This window comes from Myxococcus xanthus, from assembly GCF_006402735.1.
GTDB lineage: Bacteria > Myxococcota > Myxococcia > Myxococcales > Myxococcaceae > Myxococcus > Myxococcus xanthus_A.
Genome location: NZ_CP017174.1, coordinates 4,009,296 through 4,029,616, shown reverse-complemented (window position 1 = coordinate 4,029,616; position 20,321 = coordinate 4,009,296). Strand labels below are relative to the sequence as shown.

The 20,321-nt window shown below is 66.0% G+C and carries 23 protein-coding genes and 1 pseudogene; 8 read left to right on the top strand and 16 right to left on the bottom strand.

Features of this window, described 5'->3' with window-relative positions:
* Positions 1 to 12 precede the first annotated feature (12 nt).
* Together BHS09_RS17185 and BHS09_RS17180 are read right to left on the bottom strand one after the other, a co-directional pair.
* The gene (locus tag BHS09_RS17185) at positions 13 to 846 is read right to left on the bottom strand and encodes a hypothetical protein (RefSeq protein WP_237080398.1); all 834 of its coding nucleotides are present in this window, start codon (positions 844 to 846) and stop codon (positions 13 to 15) included.
* 126 nt (positions 847 to 972) lie between these two features.
* Entirely contained in the window at positions 973 to 2,586 is a 1,614-nt protein-coding gene (locus BHS09_RS17180; RefSeq protein ID WP_140798383.1) for a M28 family metallopeptidase, read from the bottom strand.
* Positions 2,587 to 2,883: 297 nt separating this feature from the next.
* Here BHS09_RS17180 and BHS09_RS17175 point away from each other — a divergent pair, with 297 nt between their 5' ends.
* Both BHS09_RS17175 and BHS09_RS17170 read left to right on the top strand, forming a co-directional pair.
* Positions 2,884 to 3,462 carry a hypothetical protein gene (locus BHS09_RS17175; protein ID WP_237080397.1) on the top strand — a complete coding sequence of 193 codons (579 nt, stop codon included), beginning with the start codon at positions 2,884 to 2,886 and terminating at the stop codon, positions 3,460 to 3,462.
* Positions 3,463 to 3,757: 295 nt separating this feature from the next.
* A complete protein-coding gene (locus BHS09_RS17170; protein WP_161605157.1) occupies positions 3,758 to 4,315 on the top strand; it encodes a dihydrofolate reductase family protein in 558 nt (185 codons plus the stop codon).
* Positions 4,316 to 4,649: 334 nt separating this feature from the next.
* On the opposite strand, the gene BHS09_RS39415 is transcribed toward BHS09_RS17170, so the two are convergent.
* The 6 genes and pseudogenes from BHS09_RS39415 to BHS09_RS38605 form a co-directional block, all read right to left on the bottom strand.
* Positions 4,650 to 4,820: a hypothetical protein gene (locus tag BHS09_RS39415; RefSeq protein WP_328285534.1), complete on the bottom strand. Its 171-nt coding sequence runs from the start codon at positions 4,818 to 4,820 to the stop codon at positions 4,650 to 4,652.
* Positions 4,817 to 4,957, bottom strand: coding sequence for a hypothetical protein (locus BHS09_RS39410; protein ID WP_237078488.1), 141 nt, complete (start codon positions 4,955 to 4,957; stop codon positions 4,817 to 4,819). Before BHS09_RS39410 ends, BHS09_RS39415 begins: the two co-directional genes overlap by 4 nt.
* Positions 4,957 to 5,478 carry an SRPBCC family protein gene (locus BHS09_RS17160; protein ID WP_237078352.1) on the bottom strand — a complete coding sequence of 174 codons (522 nt, stop codon included), beginning with the start codon at positions 5,476 to 5,478 and terminating at the stop codon, positions 4,957 to 4,959. The genes BHS09_RS39410 and BHS09_RS17160 overlap by 1 nt, the downstream gene beginning before the upstream one ends.
* A gap of 3 nt (positions 5,479 to 5,481) precedes the next feature.
* Positions 5,482 to 5,823, bottom strand: a complete 342-nt coding sequence (locus tag BHS09_RS17155) for an ArsR/SmtB family transcription factor (RefSeq protein WP_140798381.1) — start codon at positions 5,821 to 5,823, stop codon at positions 5,482 to 5,484.
* Positions 5,824 to 6,107: 284 nt separating this feature from the next.
* Positions 6,108 to 6,656: pseudogene (locus tag BHS09_RS17150) on the bottom strand (transposase); the annotation flags it as partial.
* A 28-nt stretch (positions 6,657 to 6,684) separates the two neighbouring features.
* Positions 6,685 to 6,822, bottom strand: a complete 138-nt coding sequence (locus tag BHS09_RS38605) for a hypothetical protein (protein WP_161606768.1) — start codon at positions 6,820 to 6,822, stop codon at positions 6,685 to 6,687.
* A 317-nt stretch (positions 6,823 to 7,139) separates the two neighbouring features.
* Between BHS09_RS38605 and BHS09_RS17145 the strand changes: the two genes are divergently transcribed.
* Both BHS09_RS17145 and BHS09_RS17140 read left to right on the top strand, forming a co-directional pair.
* Positions 7,140 to 7,676, top strand: a complete 537-nt coding sequence (locus BHS09_RS17145) for an AAA family ATPase (protein WP_140798380.1) — start codon at positions 7,140 to 7,142, stop codon at positions 7,674 to 7,676.
* Positions 7,677 to 7,894: 218 nt separating this feature from the next.
* Positions 7,895 to 8,311: a hypothetical protein gene (locus BHS09_RS17140; protein ID WP_140800696.1), complete on the top strand. Its 417-nt coding sequence runs from the start codon at positions 7,895 to 7,897 to the stop codon at positions 8,309 to 8,311.
* A 315-nt stretch (positions 8,312 to 8,626) separates the two neighbouring features.
* Here the strand turns inward: BHS09_RS17140 and BHS09_RS17135 are convergent, their stop codons facing one another.
* From BHS09_RS17135 to BHS09_RS17125, 3 genes are all read right to left on the bottom strand, one after another.
* Positions 8,627 to 9,796 carry a (R)-mandelonitrile lyase gene (locus BHS09_RS17135; protein WP_140800695.1) on the bottom strand — a complete coding sequence of 390 codons (1,170 nt, stop codon included), beginning with the start codon at positions 9,794 to 9,796 and terminating at the stop codon, positions 8,627 to 8,629.
* Between the two features lie 53 nt (positions 9,797 to 9,849).
* Positions 9,850 to 10,035, bottom strand: coding sequence for a hypothetical protein (locus tag BHS09_RS17130; RefSeq protein ID WP_201800557.1), 186 nt, complete (start codon positions 10,033 to 10,035; stop codon positions 9,850 to 9,852).
* Positions 10,036 to 10,144: 109 nt separating this feature from the next.
* Entirely contained in the window at positions 10,145 to 11,248 is a 1,104-nt protein-coding gene (locus BHS09_RS17125) for an alpha/beta hydrolase (RefSeq protein ID WP_237080395.1), read from the bottom strand.
* A gap of 221 nt (positions 11,249 to 11,469) precedes the next feature.
* Here BHS09_RS17125 and BHS09_RS17120 point away from each other — a divergent pair, with 221 nt between their 5' ends.
* From BHS09_RS17120 to BHS09_RS17110, 3 genes are all read left to right on the top strand, one after another.
* Positions 11,470 to 12,375: a LysR family transcriptional regulator gene (locus BHS09_RS17120; RefSeq protein WP_140791361.1), complete on the top strand. Its 906-nt coding sequence runs from the start codon at positions 11,470 to 11,472 to the stop codon at positions 12,373 to 12,375.
* 261 nt (positions 12,376 to 12,636) lie between these two features.
* Complete coding sequence (locus BHS09_RS17115; RefSeq protein ID WP_201799759.1) at positions 12,637 to 12,879, top strand: hypothetical protein; 243 nt, start codon at positions 12,637 to 12,639, stop codon at positions 12,877 to 12,879.
* 14 nt (positions 12,880 to 12,893) lie between these two features.
* Positions 12,894 to 14,051 (top strand): aldo/keto reductase, encoded by a 1,158-nt coding sequence (locus BHS09_RS17110; RefSeq protein ID WP_140791359.1) that lies wholly within the window; start codon positions 12,894 to 12,896, stop codon positions 14,049 to 14,051.
* A 117-nt stretch (positions 14,052 to 14,168) separates the two neighbouring features.
* On the opposite strand, the gene BHS09_RS17105 is transcribed toward BHS09_RS17110, so the two are convergent.
* The 3 genes from BHS09_RS17105 to BHS09_RS39405 all read right to left on the bottom strand — a co-directional run bounded on the left by BHS09_RS17105 (position 14,169) and on the right by BHS09_RS39405 (position 17,378).
* Positions 14,169 to 15,377, bottom strand: a complete 1,209-nt coding sequence (locus BHS09_RS17105; RefSeq protein ID WP_335929702.1) for a multicopper oxidase family protein — start codon at positions 15,375 to 15,377, stop codon at positions 14,169 to 14,171.
* Between the two features lie 274 nt (positions 15,378 to 15,651).
* A complete protein-coding gene (locus BHS09_RS17100; protein WP_140798378.1) occupies positions 15,652 to 17,160 on the bottom strand; it encodes a TolC family protein in 1,509 nt (502 codons plus the stop codon).
* On the bottom strand, positions 17,157 to 17,378 hold the full coding sequence (locus BHS09_RS39405) for a heavy metal-binding domain-containing protein (RefSeq protein ID WP_257792157.1): 222 nt from the start codon (positions 17,376 to 17,378) through the stop codon (positions 17,157 to 17,159). The genes BHS09_RS17100 and BHS09_RS39405 overlap by 4 nt, the downstream gene beginning before the upstream one ends.
* A 498-nt stretch (positions 17,379 to 17,876) precedes the next feature.
* Between BHS09_RS39405 and BHS09_RS17090 the strand changes: the two genes are divergently transcribed.
* Positions 17,877 to 18,101: a heavy-metal-associated domain-containing protein gene (locus tag BHS09_RS17090; protein WP_140791351.1), complete on the top strand. Its 225-nt coding sequence runs from the start codon at positions 17,877 to 17,879 to the stop codon at positions 18,099 to 18,101.
* A gap of 177 nt (positions 18,102 to 18,278) precedes the next feature.
* Here BHS09_RS17090 and BHS09_RS17085 read toward each other — a convergent pair whose 3' ends face one another.
* On the bottom strand, positions 18,279 to 18,914 hold the full coding sequence (locus BHS09_RS17085) for an RNA polymerase sigma factor (protein ID WP_140791349.1): 636 nt from the start codon (positions 18,912 to 18,914) through the stop codon (positions 18,279 to 18,281).
* Positions 18,915 to 18,972: 58 nt separating this feature from the next.
* Positions 18,973 to 20,295: a multicopper oxidase family protein gene (locus tag BHS09_RS17080; RefSeq protein WP_140791347.1), complete on the bottom strand. Its 1,323-nt coding sequence runs from the start codon at positions 20,293 to 20,295 to the stop codon at positions 18,973 to 18,975.
* Positions 20,296 to 20,321: the final 26 nt, after the last annotated feature.

Genomic DNA, 20,321 nt, shown 5'->3' with positions numbered 1-20,321 from the left:
GTGCGGCAGCACTCACTGGACGCGCTTGAGGTACGCGTCCGGTGCGCACGGCCGCAGCCGCCTGAGCGCGGCCTCGGCGCCCTGGCGTGTCGGCAGGAAGCTGGCCACCACCCACTTGTCCCGGGTGAGCCGCGCGAAGTCGTTGGTGTCCACCATGAGCAGCGTCGAGCCCTTGCAGTCCGCTTCCAACTGCGCCTCGGCCGCGCGGGCCGCCGGCACCGAGTCCTCCGTACGAAGGATGACGGCCCAGGCTTCGGCAGGCCGCTCCACCACCTTCTTCCGTCCCACGTCCCAGCGCAGCTCGGAGAGGGCCCATCTGTCCGCCGAATCTCCCACGCCGATGTCGAGTGTGCGTGAGAAGAGGAGCCGGCCGTCCTGGACCTCCACGCTGGAGGAGGTGGGGCCCTGCCCCTCGGCCCCCTCCCAGGCCCGGGTCACGCCCTTCGCGTCCGCGAGGAACAGGGCATGCTGGCGGTGCACATGTTCGTAGCCGGCCGCGTGGGTGATGAGAAGCGCCGTCGGCCCTCCCTGGAGGTCCACGGCCCGGAGATGGAGGGCCCAGGAGGTCGACTCATCGCCACCGGTCCAGTTCCATTCAGGCGCCGTGGCCTTCGCCACGTCGCACGTGAGTGCATCATACGGCTCGGACAGCGTCGCTGTGCGCTTCGCGTCGCCGCGGCGAACACGAAGCGCACGCTGGCCCTTCTTGCACGGCATCGCCACGGCCTCGATACGCGGGTCGCTTCCCGCTGAACCCAGCACCTGCTCCTGGGCGCTCTCCGGCGCGGCTCCGATGAGCAGCACGACGGTGGAGAGGACGAGGATGGCGCCCGAACGTCGGCGCATGAGACTGGGAACCTGGAGCATGGACATGGCCGTCTGGGCCTCCGCGAGAAGCGCTTCACGGAACTCTGCACGCACTCCGCGCATCGCAAAAGGAGGCAGGTTTGGAGACTGGCCGCTTCACCGCGCTCACGGTATCCGCTGGTGAGCCTCCTCCACCGGCGTTGAAGCGAACCTCCGGAAGAAGCTGTTGTCGTTCCAACGCGGGCGCTCGGGGGCGTTGGCCACGGTGAGGGTGAGGTCAGAGAGCAGCCGAACGAACTTCGCCGCCGCCTCCCGGTCCATCGGCTGGCGCAGGTCATCGGAGGGCGCGTGGTAGTGCCGGGTGTGCCAGGCCTTCACCGTGCGCTCCTCGGGAGAGCCCGGCGCATGGCCGAACTTGAACAACAGGGCGGGCACGCCCTTCCGGATGAAGGCGTACTGGTCGCTGCGGATGAACAGCATGCGGTCGGGCTCGGGGGCCGGGACCAGCGTCACCCCATGGGCCGTGGCCACCTGCTGGAGCGGCGCCTTCAGGGAGGACTCCTCCTGCCCCAGGGCCAAGAGGTGGCGGAGTGGGAACAACGGAAGGAACATGTCCATGTTGAAGTTGGCGACGATGGAGGACAGGGGCACCGTCGGGCTCGCCGCGAAGTAGCGGGCCCCCAAGAGCCCCTTTTCCTCTCCCGTCACCAGCAGGAAGAGCACGGAGCGCTTCGGCTTCAGTGCCTGGAGGGCCCGTGCCACCTCCAGCACCGCGGCCACTCCCGTCGCATTGTCCATGGCGCCGTTGTAGATGGCGTCGCCCTTCACCGGCACCCCGACGCCGATGTGGTCCAGGTGGGCGGTGAGCACGACGTATTCCTGCGCCAACGTGGCATCACTGCCGGGCAGCACGCCCACGACGTTGGCGGACTTCACCGGAGATTCCTTCCACTCGGCCCGCGCCTCGAGCCGGGTGGGCAGCTCGAAGTGTGGCAGCGGCCGGTTCGCATCCGCCATCGCCAGCACCTCCTTGAAGGAGTGCTGCGCGCCAGCGAACAGCTTCTCAGCGTGGCGGGAGTTGAAGACGACACTCACCTTCAGGCCCTGATTCTCGACCAGTGACGGGTCGGCGAAGGTCATGGCCGGCTCGAACCGCGACGTGGCGATGCGCGCCCAGGGCAGCTCCTCGCTCTTCGGATTCCGCAACACCACGACCCCCACCACGCCTGCCTTCCGGAGCACCTTGACCCGCTCCTCGAGCGAGCTGTGGTGGGCCCGGAGCGCACCGGGGATGTGGTCGGGCCCGCCGTAGAGGATGACGACCACCTTCCCTTGGAGGTCCAGCCCCGCGAAGTCGTCATGTCCCGCCTCGGGAATCGAAAGGCCATGCCCCACGAACACCAACGGGGCATCCACCTGCCCCGATTCCCCCAGGTATGAGGCGATGATGGCATCGCGGCCGATGACCAGCGGCATGCGCCGGCCACCCCGCACGAGGGCCAGCCCCGAGCTCGCATCCACCAGTCGCCGCGAGACCAGTTCCACCTCCTGAGCGTAGCCCTCCCCCGCTCCCGGCTTGATTCCCATCGCCGAGAGCTGCTCCACCACGTAGCTCGCGGCCTTCCGATAGCCCTCGCTGCCCGTCTCCCGCCCCTCCAGCGCGTCATCCGCGAGCACGCGAACGTGACCCCACCAGCGCTCCGCTTCTGGAGATGCGGCGGCGGAAGCCATCGCGGGCAGAAGGACGAGCAGTACGAACGGCAACGGGCGGCGGAACATGGGAGCACTCCATGGCAATGGCCTGCATCAAGTACGCCTGACGGGCGTCGCGATTGCCTCGGCCCGGGAACATCATAGGCAGGCGCGCGCCAAGACGACGCATCAACGGCCAACTCCTCACGGGCGATCCCGCTTTCCGATGAAGCAATAGAAATCGTTGAGAGAACAGACACGTCAAAGCAGAGGGCTGACACCTCCCCTGCACTTCCGGCGAGTGGGCACCCGGGCCAAAGCCCTGGAGGCCCATCCCACACTCAGTATCCCTGAGTGGGTCCCACAACGGCGCAGAGGGCTCCTATGTCATCCACCATCCTTCCCCTCAATCTCTGTCAGAAGGCCTTCCTCCTCGCCTGGGAGTCCATCGGTGTCGGCGACACGCCAGGCGAAACCAAGACGCTGGCCCAGACACCGCAAACCAAGCTCACCACCTTCCTGGCCCTGTCGGACGTCCAGAACATCGCGGGAACAAACGCGTCTTCCGACCATGACAAGAATAACAAGGACAACAGCATCAACAACAAGCTGCTGGGCATGACCGACAAGCTGACGACCCAGCAAACCTTGGTGGAATTTCTACGATCGCTGAGCGCGACAGGTTCAAAGACGCTCATCTTCAGTGGCCACTGCCTGGGCGACGCTAGCGCCGACGCTCGCACTGGCCCTGTTCAATCCATCAGGCGGGCCATTCAGCACCGGGGACTGGGGCCACGTCTACGTGCTCCCGGCCGCCGGTCAGCCTGCTCCTGCCCCACCCCCAATACGCCTGGAACCGGAACATCTGGAACAGCCTCGACGCCGTGCCACACGCGTGGGTCATCGACAGGCTCAAGGAGATTCCCACCCTCCATCCCGCGAACTGGGATGGTGGACAGGTAGGTCCCCTCGGACATCACGAAGTTGGTCAATTTCGTCGCCCTCGCCTCGGAACTTGGCGGCGCCCTTCCCGGTGTGCCCATCCACAGTTCGGTCGCTGCGTCATGAGCGCGTCAAGGCTCGCTTCGGTGCGTACGGTCGGGGCGTGGCGAGGGAGCTGAGCGTCCGATACGACAACGGCAGCCAGTTCACTAAGGAACACCTGCGTGTGGACGTCATCGGCAGTATTCGCACACAATTGCCAGGTGAAAACATGCTAATTATTGGGCTCCAGATGAACCAAGAAGGAGCGGGTATCATGGGTCACATCGTCTATCTGATGAACCTCTCGCTGGACGGATTCATCGAAGGCCCTGACGGGTCGTTCGCGTGGGGCCGGCCGGACGAGGAACTGCATCAGTTTTTCAACCAACAGGCCCAGGACTTCAGCGCGTTCCTGTACGGCCGGCGCATGTATGAGGTGATGTCGGTCTGGCAGACCGTCGACACGGAACCGTCGGCCTCGGGCTTCATGGCGGAGTTCGCGCGCATCTGGAAGAGCAAGCCCAAGGCCGTGTTCTCCACCACGCTCGAAAAGGTCAGCGAGAACTGTCTGCTGGTCCGGGGCGACATCGCCGCCGAGGTGGCGAGGCTGAAGCAGGAGCACCACGGAGACCTGGCGGTCAGCGGCCCGGGCCTCGCATCGGCGTTCGCGCGATTGGGGCTGCTCGACGAGTACCGGCAGGTCCTCTCGCCGGTTCTCGTGGGCGGAGGCAAGCCATACTTCCCGCAGCTCGATCACCTCGTCCCGCTGCGACTGAAAGAAACCCGCACCTTCCAGTCTGGCGCGCTGTACCTCCGCTACCAGCGGGCCTGAGCAAGCGCCGCTCGATGTCGCTCAAGTCCAGCTGAGTGTGCCTACCCAAAACTCGGGCGCCGCGACATGAGCGCATCAAGGCGAATGAGCGAGGTGCGCGACGTCATGTCGTTGAACGCCATCACGACACCGGCGGCGCGGGAGCCGGGGCCCTTGGTGACTCGCTGGCGAAGCCTGAGCTGGCGAGGAAGTTCCACGACAACGCCGTGAGGTCCCTCCCGGAGGAGCGCGCGGCCGAGCTCGCGGCCCGAACGCGCGCCCGTCCTGACGCTCAGAGCGTCGAGGATCTCAACCACGCTACTGACCTCGGCGGGGGGCGCCGAGGTCGAGACAGTTACCGCTTCCGGACTGCGTAGGTCAGGTGGGTCACCCGCTGCGTCGGCTCCGCGCGGACCGGCTCCAGGGCCACGCGGCCCTCGTCCACGCCCTCGAACAGGCGGATTCCGGAGCCGAACAGCACGGGTGAGAGCGCGATCGAGAACTCGTCTATCAGGCCGGCGTTCACGTACTCCAGGATCGTTGCGCCGCCGCCCGCGACGCGGACGTCTCGGTCACCGGCGGCCTCGCGGGCCTGGTGCGCTCCTCGGGCGCGATGAACCCGTCCAGCGACATCGTCACGCTGAAGAACACCTTTCCGGCCATCAGTCCTCAACTCCCTTCCGAACGATCTCGGTGACGTAGGCAGCCAGTTTGCTCAGGGTCTGCTGGCCGCCTTCGATCGCGTGGTACTTCTCGACAGCCACGTCGCGCAGCTCCTTGGTGGGGAACACCGTGCGCATCTCGATCCGCGTCGCCGCGCCGTCGGGCGCGAACGTGAGGACCGACTCGAAGGCGTTCGGGTCGCCGCGGGACTCACCGTGCAGCAGCGCGATCCGCTCCGGCGGGGCGATCTCGGTCCAGGAGATCCACTCCTGGTAGTCCGTCCCGTCCGGTCCGTGCATCACGAAGTCCCACTCCCCGCCGACGCGGAACTCGAACGCCCGCGTGGTGGTGGTGAACCCCTCCGGTCCCCACCATCGCGACAGGTGCCGGACTTCGGTGAACGCCTCGAACACCAGCTCCCGTGGAGCATTGATGACCCGGGAGATCACGATCTCGCGATCGGCCGTCGCTGACTGCGCCGGCGAGTTCCGTCCTGTCACTGCCATTGGTGTCGCTGCCATCGGTCACTCCTCCTGCCTTGCCTGCTTGAGGTCCTGCACGTACGCGTCCAGCCGGTCGAAGCTCTCGCTCCAGAACCGCTCGAACCCGCCGGTCCACTCGTGGACCGGCCGCAGCTTGCGGGCGTCAAGGCCGTACAGGCGCTGCTTGCCTGCCTTGCGGTCCCGCACCAGCCCGACCTCCCGGAGCACCCGCAGGTGTTTGGACGCCCCCGGCTGGGTCATCCCCAGCTCCTGGGCCACCTCGGTCACCGGCCGCTCACCCGCCCGCAGCAGGACCAGGATCTCCCGGCGCTGCGGCTCGGCGATCGCGTTGAAGACGTCCGACGTCGTCGCTGCTCGTGCCATGGGTCACCATCATATGCCGATATCGGCATGCGTCAAGCCGGAGGCATCAGGCGGGTCTTGTCAGATGACGATCGTGCCCCTTGTCAGCGGCTGCGGAAACGCGCATCCGGGAGACGGCACACGCGACGGCGGCGGGCAGGGAGGGCGATGGGTGAGCAGCACGCCAACGGCTGGCGGGTGAGCCGCCACTGGCTGGTGGCCGACGCCACGGTCGGCGTCATCGCCAACCCGATGTCGGGCCGTGACATCCGGCGGCTCGTCGCGAGCGCGTCCGTGTTCCCCAACGCCGAAAAGGCCTCGGCGAGCGCCTTCTTCGCGCCCGGCTGGGCGGACTTGAGCAGCGCGTTGAGCACGGTGCCGATTTTGTGCCACCAGCACCGCTGCTCGCGGGTCTCGGGGAACACCTCGCGGACCGCGGACCAGAACCCCAGGGCACCGTCGCCGACCGCGAGCACCGGCGCGGCCAAGCCACGGCGATTACAGCCGCGGAGCAGATCGAGCCACGACTCGGTCGATTCGCGGTGCCCGTCGTCGAACGCGATGAGTTCCTTGATGCAGTCCTTGGTCAACCTCGTGCTCGTCGCCGCCGACAGGCCGTGGCTGGTGCCCAGGAACTGCGTCAACGCCGGACCGAAATCCGAGCTGGACAGGCCGTGCAGGTACAGCAGCGGCAGCACCTCGGCCACCCGCGGCGACTTGCGGGCCCACGCGGGCAGGAGCGCCGACGCGAACCGTTTCCGCTCCCCAGTAGCCGGCTCGGTGCGCTTGTCGTTGACCCGCGGCGCGCGCACCGGCACCGGGCCCGCCGCCGTGATCTCCTCGCGTTCGTTGTGGTTGGGCTCGAGGCTCGGTACTCACGATTCAGCGTGGGAGGCCGTCGCGGTCCTCGGCAGTCATCGGGGGCAGGAAGAGCCGGTGGAGGGTTCCCCGCTTGTCAGCCAGGAGGACGTAGCGGCCGTCGGGCGTGAACACCAACTCCCCCGTGCTCACGAACGCCAAGGTGTCCCGCCAGAGCTGCGCGAATGACTCACTCGCATCCGCAGGCTCTTCAATCAGGGGCTCCTCCCGGCGCAGGCGTTCATCCAGCGCAGGCGAAGGCCAGCGCAGCCCGTAGACGGTCAGCGCGCCTTTCTGCAGCCATTGAGCCGTGGCGAAGGTGAGGTCGAGCTACCGCACATCGTGGTCGTTTAACCCCACTATCCCCGTGCGAAGCAGTGGGCCGCGAGCTGCCGTAGACGAAGCAAGCGGCCTGATTGCGACCAACCTGGTGTCTCGACAATCCGGTGCGGTACATACCCGCCCATTCGAAGGAGACCATGACCGTTCATCTTCATGTCATCACAGGCGGCCCCGGCTCCGGCAAAAGCAGTCTCATCGAGGCGCTGGCGGTGGAGGGACTCGCGCACATGCCCGAGGCAGGCCGTGCCATCATTCAGCATCAGGTCGCCATAGGCGGTGACGCCCTCCCTTGGGCTGATCGGGCGGCCTTCGCCGAGCTGATGCTGGGATGGGAGATGCGAACCCACAAGGAGGCCTGCGAGCTACGCCGTCCTGTCATCCTGGATCGCGGCGTTCCCGACGTCATCGGATACCTTCGGGTATGTGGTCTTCCAGTGCCGCCACACCTCTGGAAGGCCGCGGAGCTGTTTCGCTACAATCGACGTGTCTTCATCGCGCCGCATTGGCCCGAAATCTTCGGGCAAGATGCCGAGCGCAAACAGGCCCCCGACGAGGCGAAGGCGACCTATCGTTCGATGGTAGAGGTCTACACGAGCCTTGGCTACGAGCTGCTCCCCCTACCCCAGGCATCGCTCCCGGAGCGGGTGCGATTCGTGCGCTCGCGTATCGAGTAGGCCACGCGTTCAATACAGGCGATGCCGGTCCCGGAAGCGCCAAAACCCGACTGAGGACAGTGGACTTCCAGCGCCGCGCCGCACGCCGAGACGGGAGCAGGGAGCTGGTGACGGGATGCTGTCTCGACATGGGTGCGGCAAGAAACAGGTTGACGCACAAAAGCTCCCCGAGAATACTCGGAGTAACAATCAGGCATTTCGATTACAAGGACGACACCATGGGACTCGCCGAGCGTCGGCGCATCGCCGCCATCAAAGACTCTCACTCCGCTCGATTCCAGTCAGAACTCAACGCAGCGATTGGATTCGAATTGCCGTTTGAGATTGACATTGCGAGCTTCCCCGAGGACAAGACGATCCTTGACTGCTACGACAGCTACTACGAGTCATATGGCCCGGGCCTCGTCGTCAATGTGATGAAGGAAATCTGCAAGGATGACATGGGCCGTGAGGCCGTCAGAGCAAAGTTCAACAGGATTGTTTTCCTGAATGTCGCCAAGAATGCCGACGACCCGGGTCAGAAGAGTCTTGAAATCAAAGACAAAACCCTCTTTGTGCGCGAAAGCTTCTACGGCTACTCGGACCAGCTTTACGGCGACTCTGAACTTCAGTCGGCCCTTGAGGCGATTCTCTAGCAGCCCGCGGAGGGCCGCACGTGAGCGAGTTGAAGCACTCTCGGCTCCACCCTCAACCACGGCGTTGAGGGCCGTCAGTGGCTCGACGGTGGCCCCCAGGAGGTCGGTCCACCCGTTCTGTCCGTCGGCGCGCTCCTGAAGCTTCGCGGCGCGAGCCAGCGAGCTGGCGAAGGGGCGTCGAAACCCGAAGCGCGCTGCACGGTGGCCTCGTCGGCCTGCCTGGTCGACCTGTCCATCACGCGTCAAGCCTTCGTCGTTGGTGTGGCGCTCCCGGTCGACGGCGGATACACCGCACGCTGAGCAGGTCAGTGTTGTTCAGTCCTGTCCCTTCATCGCGGCAAGCGCCTTGGTCGCACGCCTGGCGGCATCTGCATCACCACGCTCGGCCAGCACCTCCGTCAATTGGCGCAATTGTCCAGCCGTCAGGCCTACCCGCATGCTGGCGGCCATGTGCGAGCGCAACTGTGGCTCCACGCCCGGCGTGGCGGCCAACGCGCCGACCGTGGCCAGCTCGCGGCTTTGCCAGTCGAGATTGTCACGCTCGAAGATGTCGCCGAACAGATGCGCCTGCAAATACTGATTGATGACCGGCGCGAAGTCGAAGAGCGGCCCCTGAACCGGCACGCCAGAAATCTGGGTCTGGTTGGCTGTCCCGATGGCGACAAGCTCGTCCCCAGTGGGAATGGCTCGGCTGGGCTCACGCCCAGGTGCGTCTTGGATACCGCGCTGTTTGCGCTCCTCCACCACTTTCATCAGCTCACCCAGCGCGTTCAGGCTGCGTGGAAAACCGACGTAGGCATAGAGCTGCACGAGGACCTCCTTGGCCTCGCTGATGGTCAGTCCCGCGTCCAGACCTTGGTTCAAGGCGGCGTTGAGCTTGGGCATGTCGCTCGCGGCCATGAAGGACGCGATCAGTGGAATGGCCTGCTGTTTGGCTGAAAGGACTTGTTCGGCCGTCATCGCCTTGTGCTCCTGGGGTGCGGCAGCGCCGGCGGCGTTGTATTGGTCATCCGTCACTTTCTCCAACCAGGTCACACTCTTGCCATCCACAGAACCGGTCACGGCCAGGTGAGTCATCGAACTCGTCGGCGCGGCACCGTGCCAATGCTTGACACCGGGTGGGCACCGCACCACGTCGCCGGGGCGGATTTCCTGAACAGGCCTTCCCCACTCCTGCGTCAAACCTGCACCGGCAATCACAATGAGAAATTGCCCCCTGGGATGGGTATGCCATGCCGAGTGGGCGCCAGGCTCGAAGGTCACGTAGGCGGTCGAGGCATTGATGTCGCTGCTGGCGGGAGACAACGGCTCGACGCGTACTCGCCCGGTGAAGTAATCCATCGACCCGGCTGTGGATGCTTGGGTGCCTGCGCGAATGATCTGCTGGGCGGCCGCGGGGGACTTCGCAGCGCCATGTCGGGCGGCTGCGCAGCCCGTGAAGAGGGCCGCTGCGCAAACCGCGACTCCGCAGAGGGACTTATTCATGAGGAGGGTCCTATCTCGCTGAGCGTGCTCAAAATAGCGATCACCCCATTCCGTCATGGGCGTCCGCCTCCATCGAGGTGCTTCTCCGCAAGGAACTTCGACAGCAAATTGGCGATCTCGACGTTGTTCGTGTCGGAGAACGGGAAGTGGGTGTTGCCCCGGATCACGAGTTCCGGCAGGTGGACGACGGTGGCGTCGCCACCGTGGCGATTGAGCGCGTCGCGCCAGAACCGCGCCATCGAGAGCCGGACGCGTCAATTGTCCTGCCCGGGGTTCGACGACGGCCCCTCGAGGACGCGACGAGCCACAGTCGGCTCCACCATGAAGAAGATAGCGTCCGGATTGGCATCACCTCCCGAGCGACCTTCCGAAGAACTCCGTCAGCTTGTTCATGGCGGCGTCCACATACTTGGGGACCCAGTAGGTCTCGATATGGGTGGCGCCGTCGATCTTGAAGAGCTCCTTGTCCTTCGTGCCGGTGGCCTTGGCGAACGCATCCTCGGTCATGTAGAGGCTGTCGGCCTTGCTGCCCGCGATCATCAGCAAGGGTTTGTCGAGCAGTTCGAGCTGGTCGGTGGCGTCGAAGCTCATCAGGTCCAGCAAACTGCTCGTCGTGTACTTGAAGGTCGAGCCGGGGTACGCGTGCGTCTTCCAGTAGTACTCGTAACCCTGCCGATACAAATCGAACGGCAATTGGGCGATCTGCTCATCGGTCAGATTGGCATCCCCTGAATAGAGAATTTCCCCGCCAGCCGCTTCCTGGGCGCGGGCAGCCGAAGCCTGCTGCAGGCGTTCCTGGATGGTGGACGGTTGTGAATCCAGGTAGCCATTACGACGCACCCGCCCGGAGTTGAACATGCTCAAGGTCGCGATCGCCTTGAATCGCTTGTCGGTTTGCGCGGCTTTCAACGAGTAGCCGCCGCCACCACAGATTCCGAGCAACCCCAGACGCGCGACATCGGCGCCCGGATAGCGGGCGATGAAGTCCGCCATGCCGTGGATGTCCTCGATGCGGTATGCGGGCTTGTCCACGTTGCGCGGCTGACCGCCACTGGCCCCCTGGTATGCCGCGTCGGCTGCGATTGTGATGTAGCCATGTTCCGCCAATCGCTGCGCATACAGGCCCGCCACCTGCTCTTTCACCCCGCCGTTCGGGTGCGCAACCACGACGGCCGGATAAGCCTTCTTCGGTTCGTAGTTGGCAGGGGTGTAGACGTTGGCCGAAATATCCAGGCCGTTCAGTTTGTACGTGACGGTCTGCATGTTGACCTTGCCGGGCTCATTCTTCGTAATCGCCCCCTCGTAGACCAGGGTGAAGGAATTGTTCCCGTTGCCCGACGCGACGGTGCCCGGTGACTCGCGGCCTTCAGCGCGGACCGCGGCGGACTTCGCGCACGACGTCGTCATCGCGCTCGCGACGAGCAACAGGTGGACCCATGCGCTTCGGTTCATGGCTTTGCGCCTCCCTGACTTGCCTTCGTTGACTGCCCTCGCCAACGCAAAGAGAAGTATCCGCTCCGGACGCGTCGGACCAGGTGGCGGAGGAGCGAAGGGCCTTGAAGCCGTGCTTGAAGATGGGCGGTTGATAGAACATCGTCATTGAACGCGCACCGACGCTCAGGGCGCTACCTGCTGGCAGAGCACGGCGTCGGAGGCCCGAAGGGACGCACGCGATGAAGACGACGCTCCTCCCGCAGCTCCAAGTGTTCCTCGTGGTGGCGCGCCTTGGGAGCTTCAGCTCCGCGGCCCGCGAACTCGGCGTCTCCCCCGCAGCGGTGAGTCAGTCCATGCGCCAGCTCGAAACGCAGCTGCGCGTCGTGCTCTTCGCCCGCACCACCCGAAGCATGGCACTCACCGACGCAGGACGGAGGCTGTTGGAGGGCGCAGGTCCAGGCCTCAGTCAGGTGCTCGCGAGCCTCATGGAAGTGTCGGCTCAGCCGGGCGAAGCAGTGGGGCGGCTGAAGCTGACGGTGCCCGAGATTGCCGTGCCCTTCGTCATCACACCGGTGCTGCCTGCATTCCGCAAACGCCACCCGCGGATAGAGGTAGAGGTCGTCGTCGAGAACCGCCTCGTCGACATCGTGGCGGAGGGCTACGACGCGGGTGTGCGCCTGCACGAGGCCATCGAGCGCGACATGGTGCAGGTACGCCTCACCGAAGCTTTCCGCTTCGTTGTCGTGGGCGCCCCCTCGTACCTCGCGAGGCACGGCACGCCCCAGAAGCCCGAGGACCTGCTGCGCCACGAGTGCCTCACCATCCGCATGCCTTCGAGCAGAGGGCTCTACGCCTGGGAGTTGGAGCGGGGAAAGAGGAACTGGCGGGTGCCGGTACGCGGCGGAATCGTCACCAACCACCGTGAGCTGACGCTGGCACTGGTGGAGCAGGGCCTGGGGTTGGCCTACGCCTTCGAGCCGCTGGTGAAAGAGGCGCTGCGCACGGGGCGACTCGTGCGTGTGCTTGAGGAGTACGCGCCCACCGTACCCGGTTACTTCCTCTATTTCCCCAGCCGGGCGCAGCGTTCGGCGCCGCTGCGCCTCTTCATCGATGTAGCCAAGGAACTGGCCGTCAAGACGGTATGAGCCAGCCCCGTGTCGCGGAGCGTCCCGCGCTCGCCTTCACCCGCCGGGTGAACGCCGAGAACCGCACCGCACCCAGGCGCTGACGCTCCGATTGGGCAGTGTCTTGGCAACAGCCATTTTCAATCACAGCTTCAAGGCCCTTCGCCCTCGCGCCATCTAGTTCGGTGCAGCCCGCATGGCTACTTTCGTTTGCGGCGGTGCGGAGCCTCGAGTCGAGGCCCACCGCAAACCGCGCAACGGACGCGCAAGAAAGACAGGCCCATGTGCACGAGAAGCACGGGATCGCGACCCAATCCTGGTCGCCCAGGTGATGCGCTGGGCAAGACGTTCGAACTCATCGCCACGACCGGCCCGGCACCGAAGGACGTCGACGCACTGTTCGCCTCGCTCGATGCGGAATCTCCGGGCGCGCTGGATGGCGTGCGCGACATGGCGAACATGCCGCTGGAGGGCGAGCCGAAGCAGGTGCTCGACGGACTGAACGCACTGCGCACCTTGCATTGAGGGAACGACTGCACATGACATCAGGACGCAAGAACAAGATGGAACGCCGCTCCTTCCTGCTGTCGGCGGGAGCCCTGGCCACCACGCCGCTCTTGGGCTGTGCGGCCTCACAGGTCTCCGCGAAGCCGACGGCGCCGGGCAGGCGGCCTGCCCCCAAGGCGTTCGGACGGCGACAACTGGGCTCACTGGAGGTCTCCAGCGTTGGGCTCGGCGTCCAGAATATGAGCCGCACCTACCAGACCACGGTCCCGAGCCGGCCCGAGATGCTCAACATCATCCGGGCCGCTTTCGACCGGGGTGTCACCTTCTTCGATGCAGCCGAGGCGTACGGTCCTCATGAGGTCGAGCGCATTCTCGGCGAGGGCGTCGCCCCCTTCCGAGACAAGGCCGTCATCGCGTCCAAGTTCGGCTGGAACATCGACCTCGAGACCGGCGAGCGCCGCCCAGGCCTCAACAGCCGCCCGGACCGTATCAAGTTGGCCGTCGAGGGCATGCTCAAGCGCCTCCGCACCGACCGTATCGACCTCCTCTACCAACATCGGGTCGACCCCGAGGTCCCAATCGAAGACGTCGCCGGGGCGGTCAAGGACCTGATGGCCCAGGGCAAGGTTATGCACTGGGGCCTGTCCGAGATGGGGCCCAAGACACTGCGCCGCGCTCATGCCGCGCTGCCCGTGAGCGCCGTCCAGAACGAATACTCGATGCTGTGGCGTGGCCCCGAAGCGGTCATCATCCCGCTGTGCCAGGAACTGGGCATCGGCTTCGTACCGTGGAGCCCGCTCGGCGTGGGGTTTCTCACGGGGGCCATCGACGCAAAGACGCGCTTCGCTCCAGGCGACATTCGCGGCATTGAGTCCCGCTTCGCTCCCGAGAACCTGCCGCACAACCTGACCCTCATTGAACTCGTCAAGCGCTGGGCCGAGCGGAAGCGTGCCACGCACGCCCAGATCGCGCTGGCCTGGCTGATGGCGCAAATGCCCTGGCTCGTCCCCATCCCGGGGACGACACAGATGGCACACATGCTCGAGAACATTGGGGCGGCTGATGTGCGCTTCACGCCGGCCGAACTGGCTGAGCTGAATAGCGCCGTCTCAGCGATCGCAATCCGCGGCGCCCGGCTCCCGGAACAGGTGCTGGTCTTCTCGGGGGTGGAGGCGCCCCCGAAGAAGTGAGGCCGTTAGGACTTGGTTCAAGGCGACGGGTGGTCTGCCCCCCGATTTCCGGACCAACTGAAGCGGCTGGTGCCCCTGCGTGAGTTGGAGGCGGAGCCCGCCTCATCATGGGAAGGGTCAGGCCGGTGCGCCGGGATTGACCAGGGCCGGGGCATTCACGTCGATACCGTCCCGGCGCAGCTCGTCCGAGGTGGCCGCCACGGCCAGCGTGCCGGGCGGGTTGTCGTACCAGCCTGGGTCCGCGTAGCTCTCCAACCGTGCGCGAACCTTGAGCACGGTGAACATGCCCCCCGCCGTTATGTAATCGTGCTTGCCCTGGGCCCCCAGCATGGGAATGGAGTTGGGCGGAACGGGCATCCCCATCTCGCCCATCTCCGCCATCCCCGTCTGGCCCATCGTCATGTAGCCCGGTAGCAGCGTGCGAACCCTCGCGTCCAGGCCCCCCGGCTTCACGCCAATCATATTGGGGAACTCATGGCCCATCTGATTCATCATGTGGTGCGTCATGTGACAGTGCATGGCCCAGTCCCCGGGCACGTCCGCCACGAACTCGATGACGCGTGTGCTGCCCACGGGGACGAGCACCGTTCCCTCCGGATGCTGCGCGGACTCGGGGACGCGCCCGCCATCCGTCTCGGTGATATGGAAGTGGAAGCCGTGCAGGTGGATGGGGTGATGGTTCTGCGGGCTCAGGTTGCCCAGCCGGATGCGCACCCGCTCGCCCTGGCGCACCACGAGCGGCTCCGTGCCCGGGAACGCCTTCGCGTTCATGGTGAGCACGTTGAAGTCCGTCATCTCATTCGGATTGGGCCGCTCGGTGCCGACATCGATGCGCCATTCATGCAGGAGGATGACGAAGTCCCTGTCGACGCGGGGCCCCACGGGTCGGCGCGGGTGGATGATGAACATGCCCGTCATCCCGAGGCCAATCTGCGTCATCTCGTCATGGTGCGAGTGGTACATGTTCGTACTCGCCTGGCGCAGGGTGAACTCGTACCGAAACGTCTCGCCTGGAGCGATGGACTTCTGGCTGAGGCCGCCCACGCCATCCATACCGCTGGGAAGCAGGAGTCCGTGCCAGTGGACGGTGGTGGCCGCGGGTAGCCGGTTCGTGACGTAGATGCGCACCCGGTCACCCTCCACCGCTTCGATGGTGGGCCCGTGGACTCGGCCGTTGTAGCCCCAGCAGAAGGCTTTCAGTCCCGGGGCAAACTCATGCTCCACCTCCTCGGCCACCAGGTGGAAGACCTTCACGTTGTCCACGACCTTCCACGGCAGCTTGGAGCCATTGGGCACCACCACGGGCCGGTAGTCCCGGTCGGGCATTCCGGGGCGCTGCCAGTCCTGCCGCGCATACCGCTGGCCGGTGTCAGCCGCGGAGCCCTCGCGAGGCCCGCGTGCTCCTGGGACGGCTGACTGGGCGCGCGCCGCGGAACCACTCAGCAGCAGCGATCCTCCCGTGAGCGTGGCTCCCGCCGTGGCTAGCATGCTCCGCCGCGTCAGCGTTCCATCGGCTCCAATCGCCGGAGCGTTTCCAGGGGCGCCCCTCCGCTCCAGAGTCCCAGGGGCGTCATCCTCACGGCCCGGTGCGCGCTCGGTCTCAGTCGTGCGGGTGCTCATGGGGGCTCTCCGTGCCATGGGTGACGTCCTGTCCGTGCCCGGTGGGTGTCCCGGGTTGTGCTGGCTGCGCGGGTGGGCCGGGCGGCCCAGGTGGTACGTGCTGGGACGGCTGCGAGGGCGATGGCGTGGGTGCCTCGCTGCCCTCCCGCAGCCGGCCACCCACGAGTTGCTCAAGGTCGGCCCGCGCCATCCAGTAGTCGCGGACGGCCTCGATGTAGCCCTGATACGCCTCCACCTGCTCGCGCTTGGCGGAGAGCAGTTGAAAGAGGCCTATCTGCATGGCGTTGTACTGGAGCTGCGACTGCTCCACGACCTTCTCACGAAGGGGCAACACCACTCGCCGGTAACGGTCGGCCACCATGCGAAGCGCCAGCAGCCGGGCGCGGGCGGCGCGCACTTCCGAGCGGGTGTTGATGGACAGCTCCATCAGCCGCCGCTCACCCTGGCGGTGCTGAGCTTCCAGCCGGGCGATGAGGGCCTGGCGCTGGTCGAAGATGGGCAACTCCAGAGACAGGGTCGGGCCAAAGAGCCTGGGGCCGTCCGCGTCCCGGTGCTCGTGAACGCCCACTTCCACGCGCCCGAAGAAGCGAGCACTCCGCGCGAGCTCCAGCGTATTCCAGAGCAGCATGGCCTGCTTTCGGGCGGCGTCGATGTCCAGCCGTTGACGGATGGCGAGCGACTCCAGGTGCGCCAGTGAGACCTCCTGGTCAGGCAACGGAGGAAGCTTCTCGGAGAGAGTCCATTGCGTACGGGGCCCCCACAGCCCCATGAGGCGGTTGAGGTGCTCCCGAGCCTCCACCAAGGCGAGTTCACTCTCCGCCAGCTCGAGCCGGGCTCCCTCGGCGGCGGCTTGTTCACTCGCAAGCTCCAGCTCGGTGATGTTGCCCGCGGTGCGCAGCCGGGCGGAGAGGTCCGCCGCCGCCACGGCTGCCTGGAGCGCCATGCGGCGCAGCTCCATGAGCTGTTGGAGGGCCTGCACCTCGCTGAAGGCCTTGCGCACCTTGGCCGCGGTGGCCAGCGCCTCGTGCGCCACCCGTAGCGTGTCCGCCATGAACTGCTCCCGGGCGACGCGCTTGCGCAGGGGCAGCGTGAAGAGGTCCACGAAGTCCTGCACCAGCGAGACCTCGTGCTCTGACACGCCACGCCCGGAAATGGGAAAGCCGATGCTCCCGTCCAAAGTCGGGTTGGAGAGCAGGCCGGCCTGAACCATGTCGGCCTGCGAGACGCCCAGGTCCTCGTAGGTGGCCTGGAGCGCCGGATTGTTGAGCAGGGCCACCTCCACCGAATGGTCCGAGGTGAGGTCCTCCTTCAGGAGCGCGTCGAGATGGCGCGCGACCTCGGCGTCCTCCGGAGTGCCCTGGTTCCAGCGCGTCTTGCGGCCCAGCCGCTCCTCGACGAGCGCCGCGACCTCCGCGTGGCCCCGCTCCTTCTGGATGGACGCGCAACCTCCTGCCAGCAGTGCCGCGCCCACGAGCAAAGACAGCCTCACGGATGCCCTCCGTGCCCGGGGGCGTGGTCATGGTCGGCCGGTGCAGCGCCGGGTGACCCTGCGTCCCTTACCTCCGTGTCTCCAGGCTTCTCCGGAACCAGCGCCATACCGCACTTCGGGCACCTTCCTGGCTTGTTGGACTGCACTTCAGGGTGCATGGGGCACGTGTAGACGACAACGCCTCCATCCGAGGATGCACCGCGATGGGAGTGCCCCATCTCTTCTTGCGACATGTCAGGCGCAGGCACTTCCGGAGTGGAGGCCGCGAATGCGGTCAACTGGGGCGCAGGAGGGGCCTCGGGTGCATCCGGATTCGATGGGTCCATGGAGGCGGGCAGCCTCTTCGGCTCGGAGACACAGGCAGCGAAGAGAACGATGCTCGCCAGCAGCCATAGGTTTCGGCACATGGGGACCTCGATGGGGGTGCCGTACCACCTGCATCCGCATGGCGAAAGCCACCGGTGGAGCACTGACTCTCCGGGACATTGAAACTGTCAGGAATACGCAGTTTGGGCCGAGAACACGGAGCACGACGCTCAAACCAAGGTTGGTTCGTTGACGTAGACGTCGTCGCGCCAGAAGGTTTGGCACGCCGGTTGTCAGCAGTGAGTTCGGGGCCGCGCGGGTGATGAGCCGCGCAACTGTAAGTACCCGCGACAGTTTGCGTCTCCCTCTTCGAGGCGGCGATGAACGCCGCTGGATGATGGAGCCACCCGATGAACCCGAATGATGAGACCCTCCTGAAGGTCGAGGGAATGTCCTGCCGGTCCTGCGTCAGCCACATCAACACCGCGCTGCGTGAAGTCGAAGGCGTGCAGGACGTAAACGTGCGGTTCGAGCACGGCCAGGTACTCGTGAAACACGACGCCGCGGCCGCGAACGTCAACACCCTCATCGAGGCACTCCGCGAGGCCGGGTACGAGTCCGCCCCCACCGCATGAGCTGCCCCCGTGTGCGGACGGGCCCCCTTGCCCGTCCGCACCACCAGCCCCTCCCCACACATAGTCCCTCGTGTGAGGCGCCGTCGCGGCAATGACAGCCAACATGCGCGTGAAGCCCAGAAAGACTCGGGCTCCGCGCGGCTCGGCTGCGCCCATCGATTGGAAGCTGCGGTCAGGTCATGCCGTCGCGCTCCCGCAACCCCCGGCCTTCTTCTCGGCGCCCTGCGTCCCACACGTACAGTCCAGACAGCCGTGCGAGGCGCACGTACCGCAAGAAACCTCCAACTGTTTCTTGAGCGCCTTGCGAGCACGGTGCAATCGCACCGCCGCGTTGTTGGAGGTGATGCCCGCCTCCAGAGCGAAAGCCTGGACGCTGACGCCCTCCACCTCCACACGCCGCAGCGCCTCGGCATACTCGGGCTTGAGGGTGCCGGCCAGTCGGCCCACGCACTGGCAAACAGCCTGCGCCAGTTCCGCTTCCGGTGCATGGCCCTCCTCGAGCTCGCTGGCCAGCGAAGCCAGCGCGCGCTCCGTCGTGCCACGACGCCGGTAATGGTCGATGACCGCGTTGCGCAGCACGCTGTAGAACCATGCCGTCAGCGACTCATCTTCGCGGAGCGTCTCCGCCTTGCCCATGCCGCGGACGAACGCATCCTGAAGGATGTCCTCCGCCACCGCGCGGCTCCCAACCCGCCGCTCGAGAAAGCGCAAGAACTCCCGGTGGTTCTCCACCAGACTGGAAATGACGTCGGCGGACAGAGGCCGCACCGCGCCATCGGTCTCCGCGTCCGCTCCCTGATTCATGTCACTCATGCCGTTCAGGTACAGGGACGGAGGACCTGGTGCAAGCCGTCCTCCGCCCCCTGCGTCATCAACCAAAGCGCACGTCCGGATTGATGCCGTCCGCGTCCATGCGCACCGGGTCGGCCTTGTCCGCCACCGTCCCCTTCGGGTGCACGTACCAGCCGCTTCCATCCTCGGTGTCCGGGTTCTCGCGCACCTTGAGGAGCGTGAACATGCCGCCCATGTCGATGGGGCCGAAGGGCCCCTTGCCGCCCTTCATGGGAATGCTGTTGGCCGGCATTGGCATGCCCATCTCTTCCATGCCGCCCATGCCATCCTGCCCCATCGTCATGTACCCCGGCACCAGCGCCTGCACCCGCCGGTCGATGGCCCGTGCGTCAGCGCCCAGCGTCACCGGAGCCGCGTGTCCCATCTGGTTCATCACGTGGTGGGTCATGTGGCAGTGCATGGCCCAATCACCCGGCTCGTCCGCGACGAACTCGATGACCCGGGTGCTCCCCACCGGCACCAGGATCGAGGTTTCCGGGTAGCGGGCGGACTCGGGGACGAAGCCCCCATCCGTCCCCGTCATTTCGAAGGACAGGCCGTGCAGGTGAATGGGGTGGTGGTCCATGGCGGACAGATTCCCCAGGCGGATGCGCACCCGCTCCCCGCGTCCGATGACGAGCGGCTCGGTGGCCGGGAAGGCCTTGGAGTTGAACGTGAGGACATTGAAGTCGCTCATCGCGTTGGGGTCCGGCCGGCGCATGCCTGGAAGCACCTTCCACTCGTGCGTCATCAGCGCGAAGTCGCGGACCACTCTCGGGCCGCGCGGACGCTTCGGATGGACGATGAACATGCCCATCATCCCCAGCGCCATCTGGGTCATCTCGTCGTAGTGCGGGTGATACATGTACGTGCCCGGCTGGTTCAGCGTGAACTCGTAGGCGAAGGTTTCTCCGGGGGCGATGGGGCGCTGGTTCAGCCCGGACACGCCATCCATGCCATTGGGAATGATGAGCCCGTGCCAGTGCACGGTGGTCGGCTCGGGCAGCCGGTTGGTGACGTAGATGCGAAGGCGGTCTCCCTCCACCGCCTCGATGGTGGGCCCCGGCGTCGAGCCGTTGTAGCCCCACGCTTCCACCTCCAGCCCAGGGGCGAAGGTGTGCTTCACAGGCATGGCCACCAGGTGGCCCACCTTCACTCCACCCACCTTCCTCCAGGGCAGCGTGGAGCCGTTGGGCGTGGTGACGGCCACCTGCCCGCCCGGAGCGACGATGCTCGGCGTCCTGGCGCGTGCGCTGACGGGAGCGGAGGGCACGGCGTGGGACTGTCCTTGCGCGAGGGCGTGGCTTGCGACCAGCGTGCCCCCAGCGAGTGCGCCGAGCTGAATGAACTGCCTGCGGTCCATGGTGGTGTGTCCTCTCGATGTCGAAG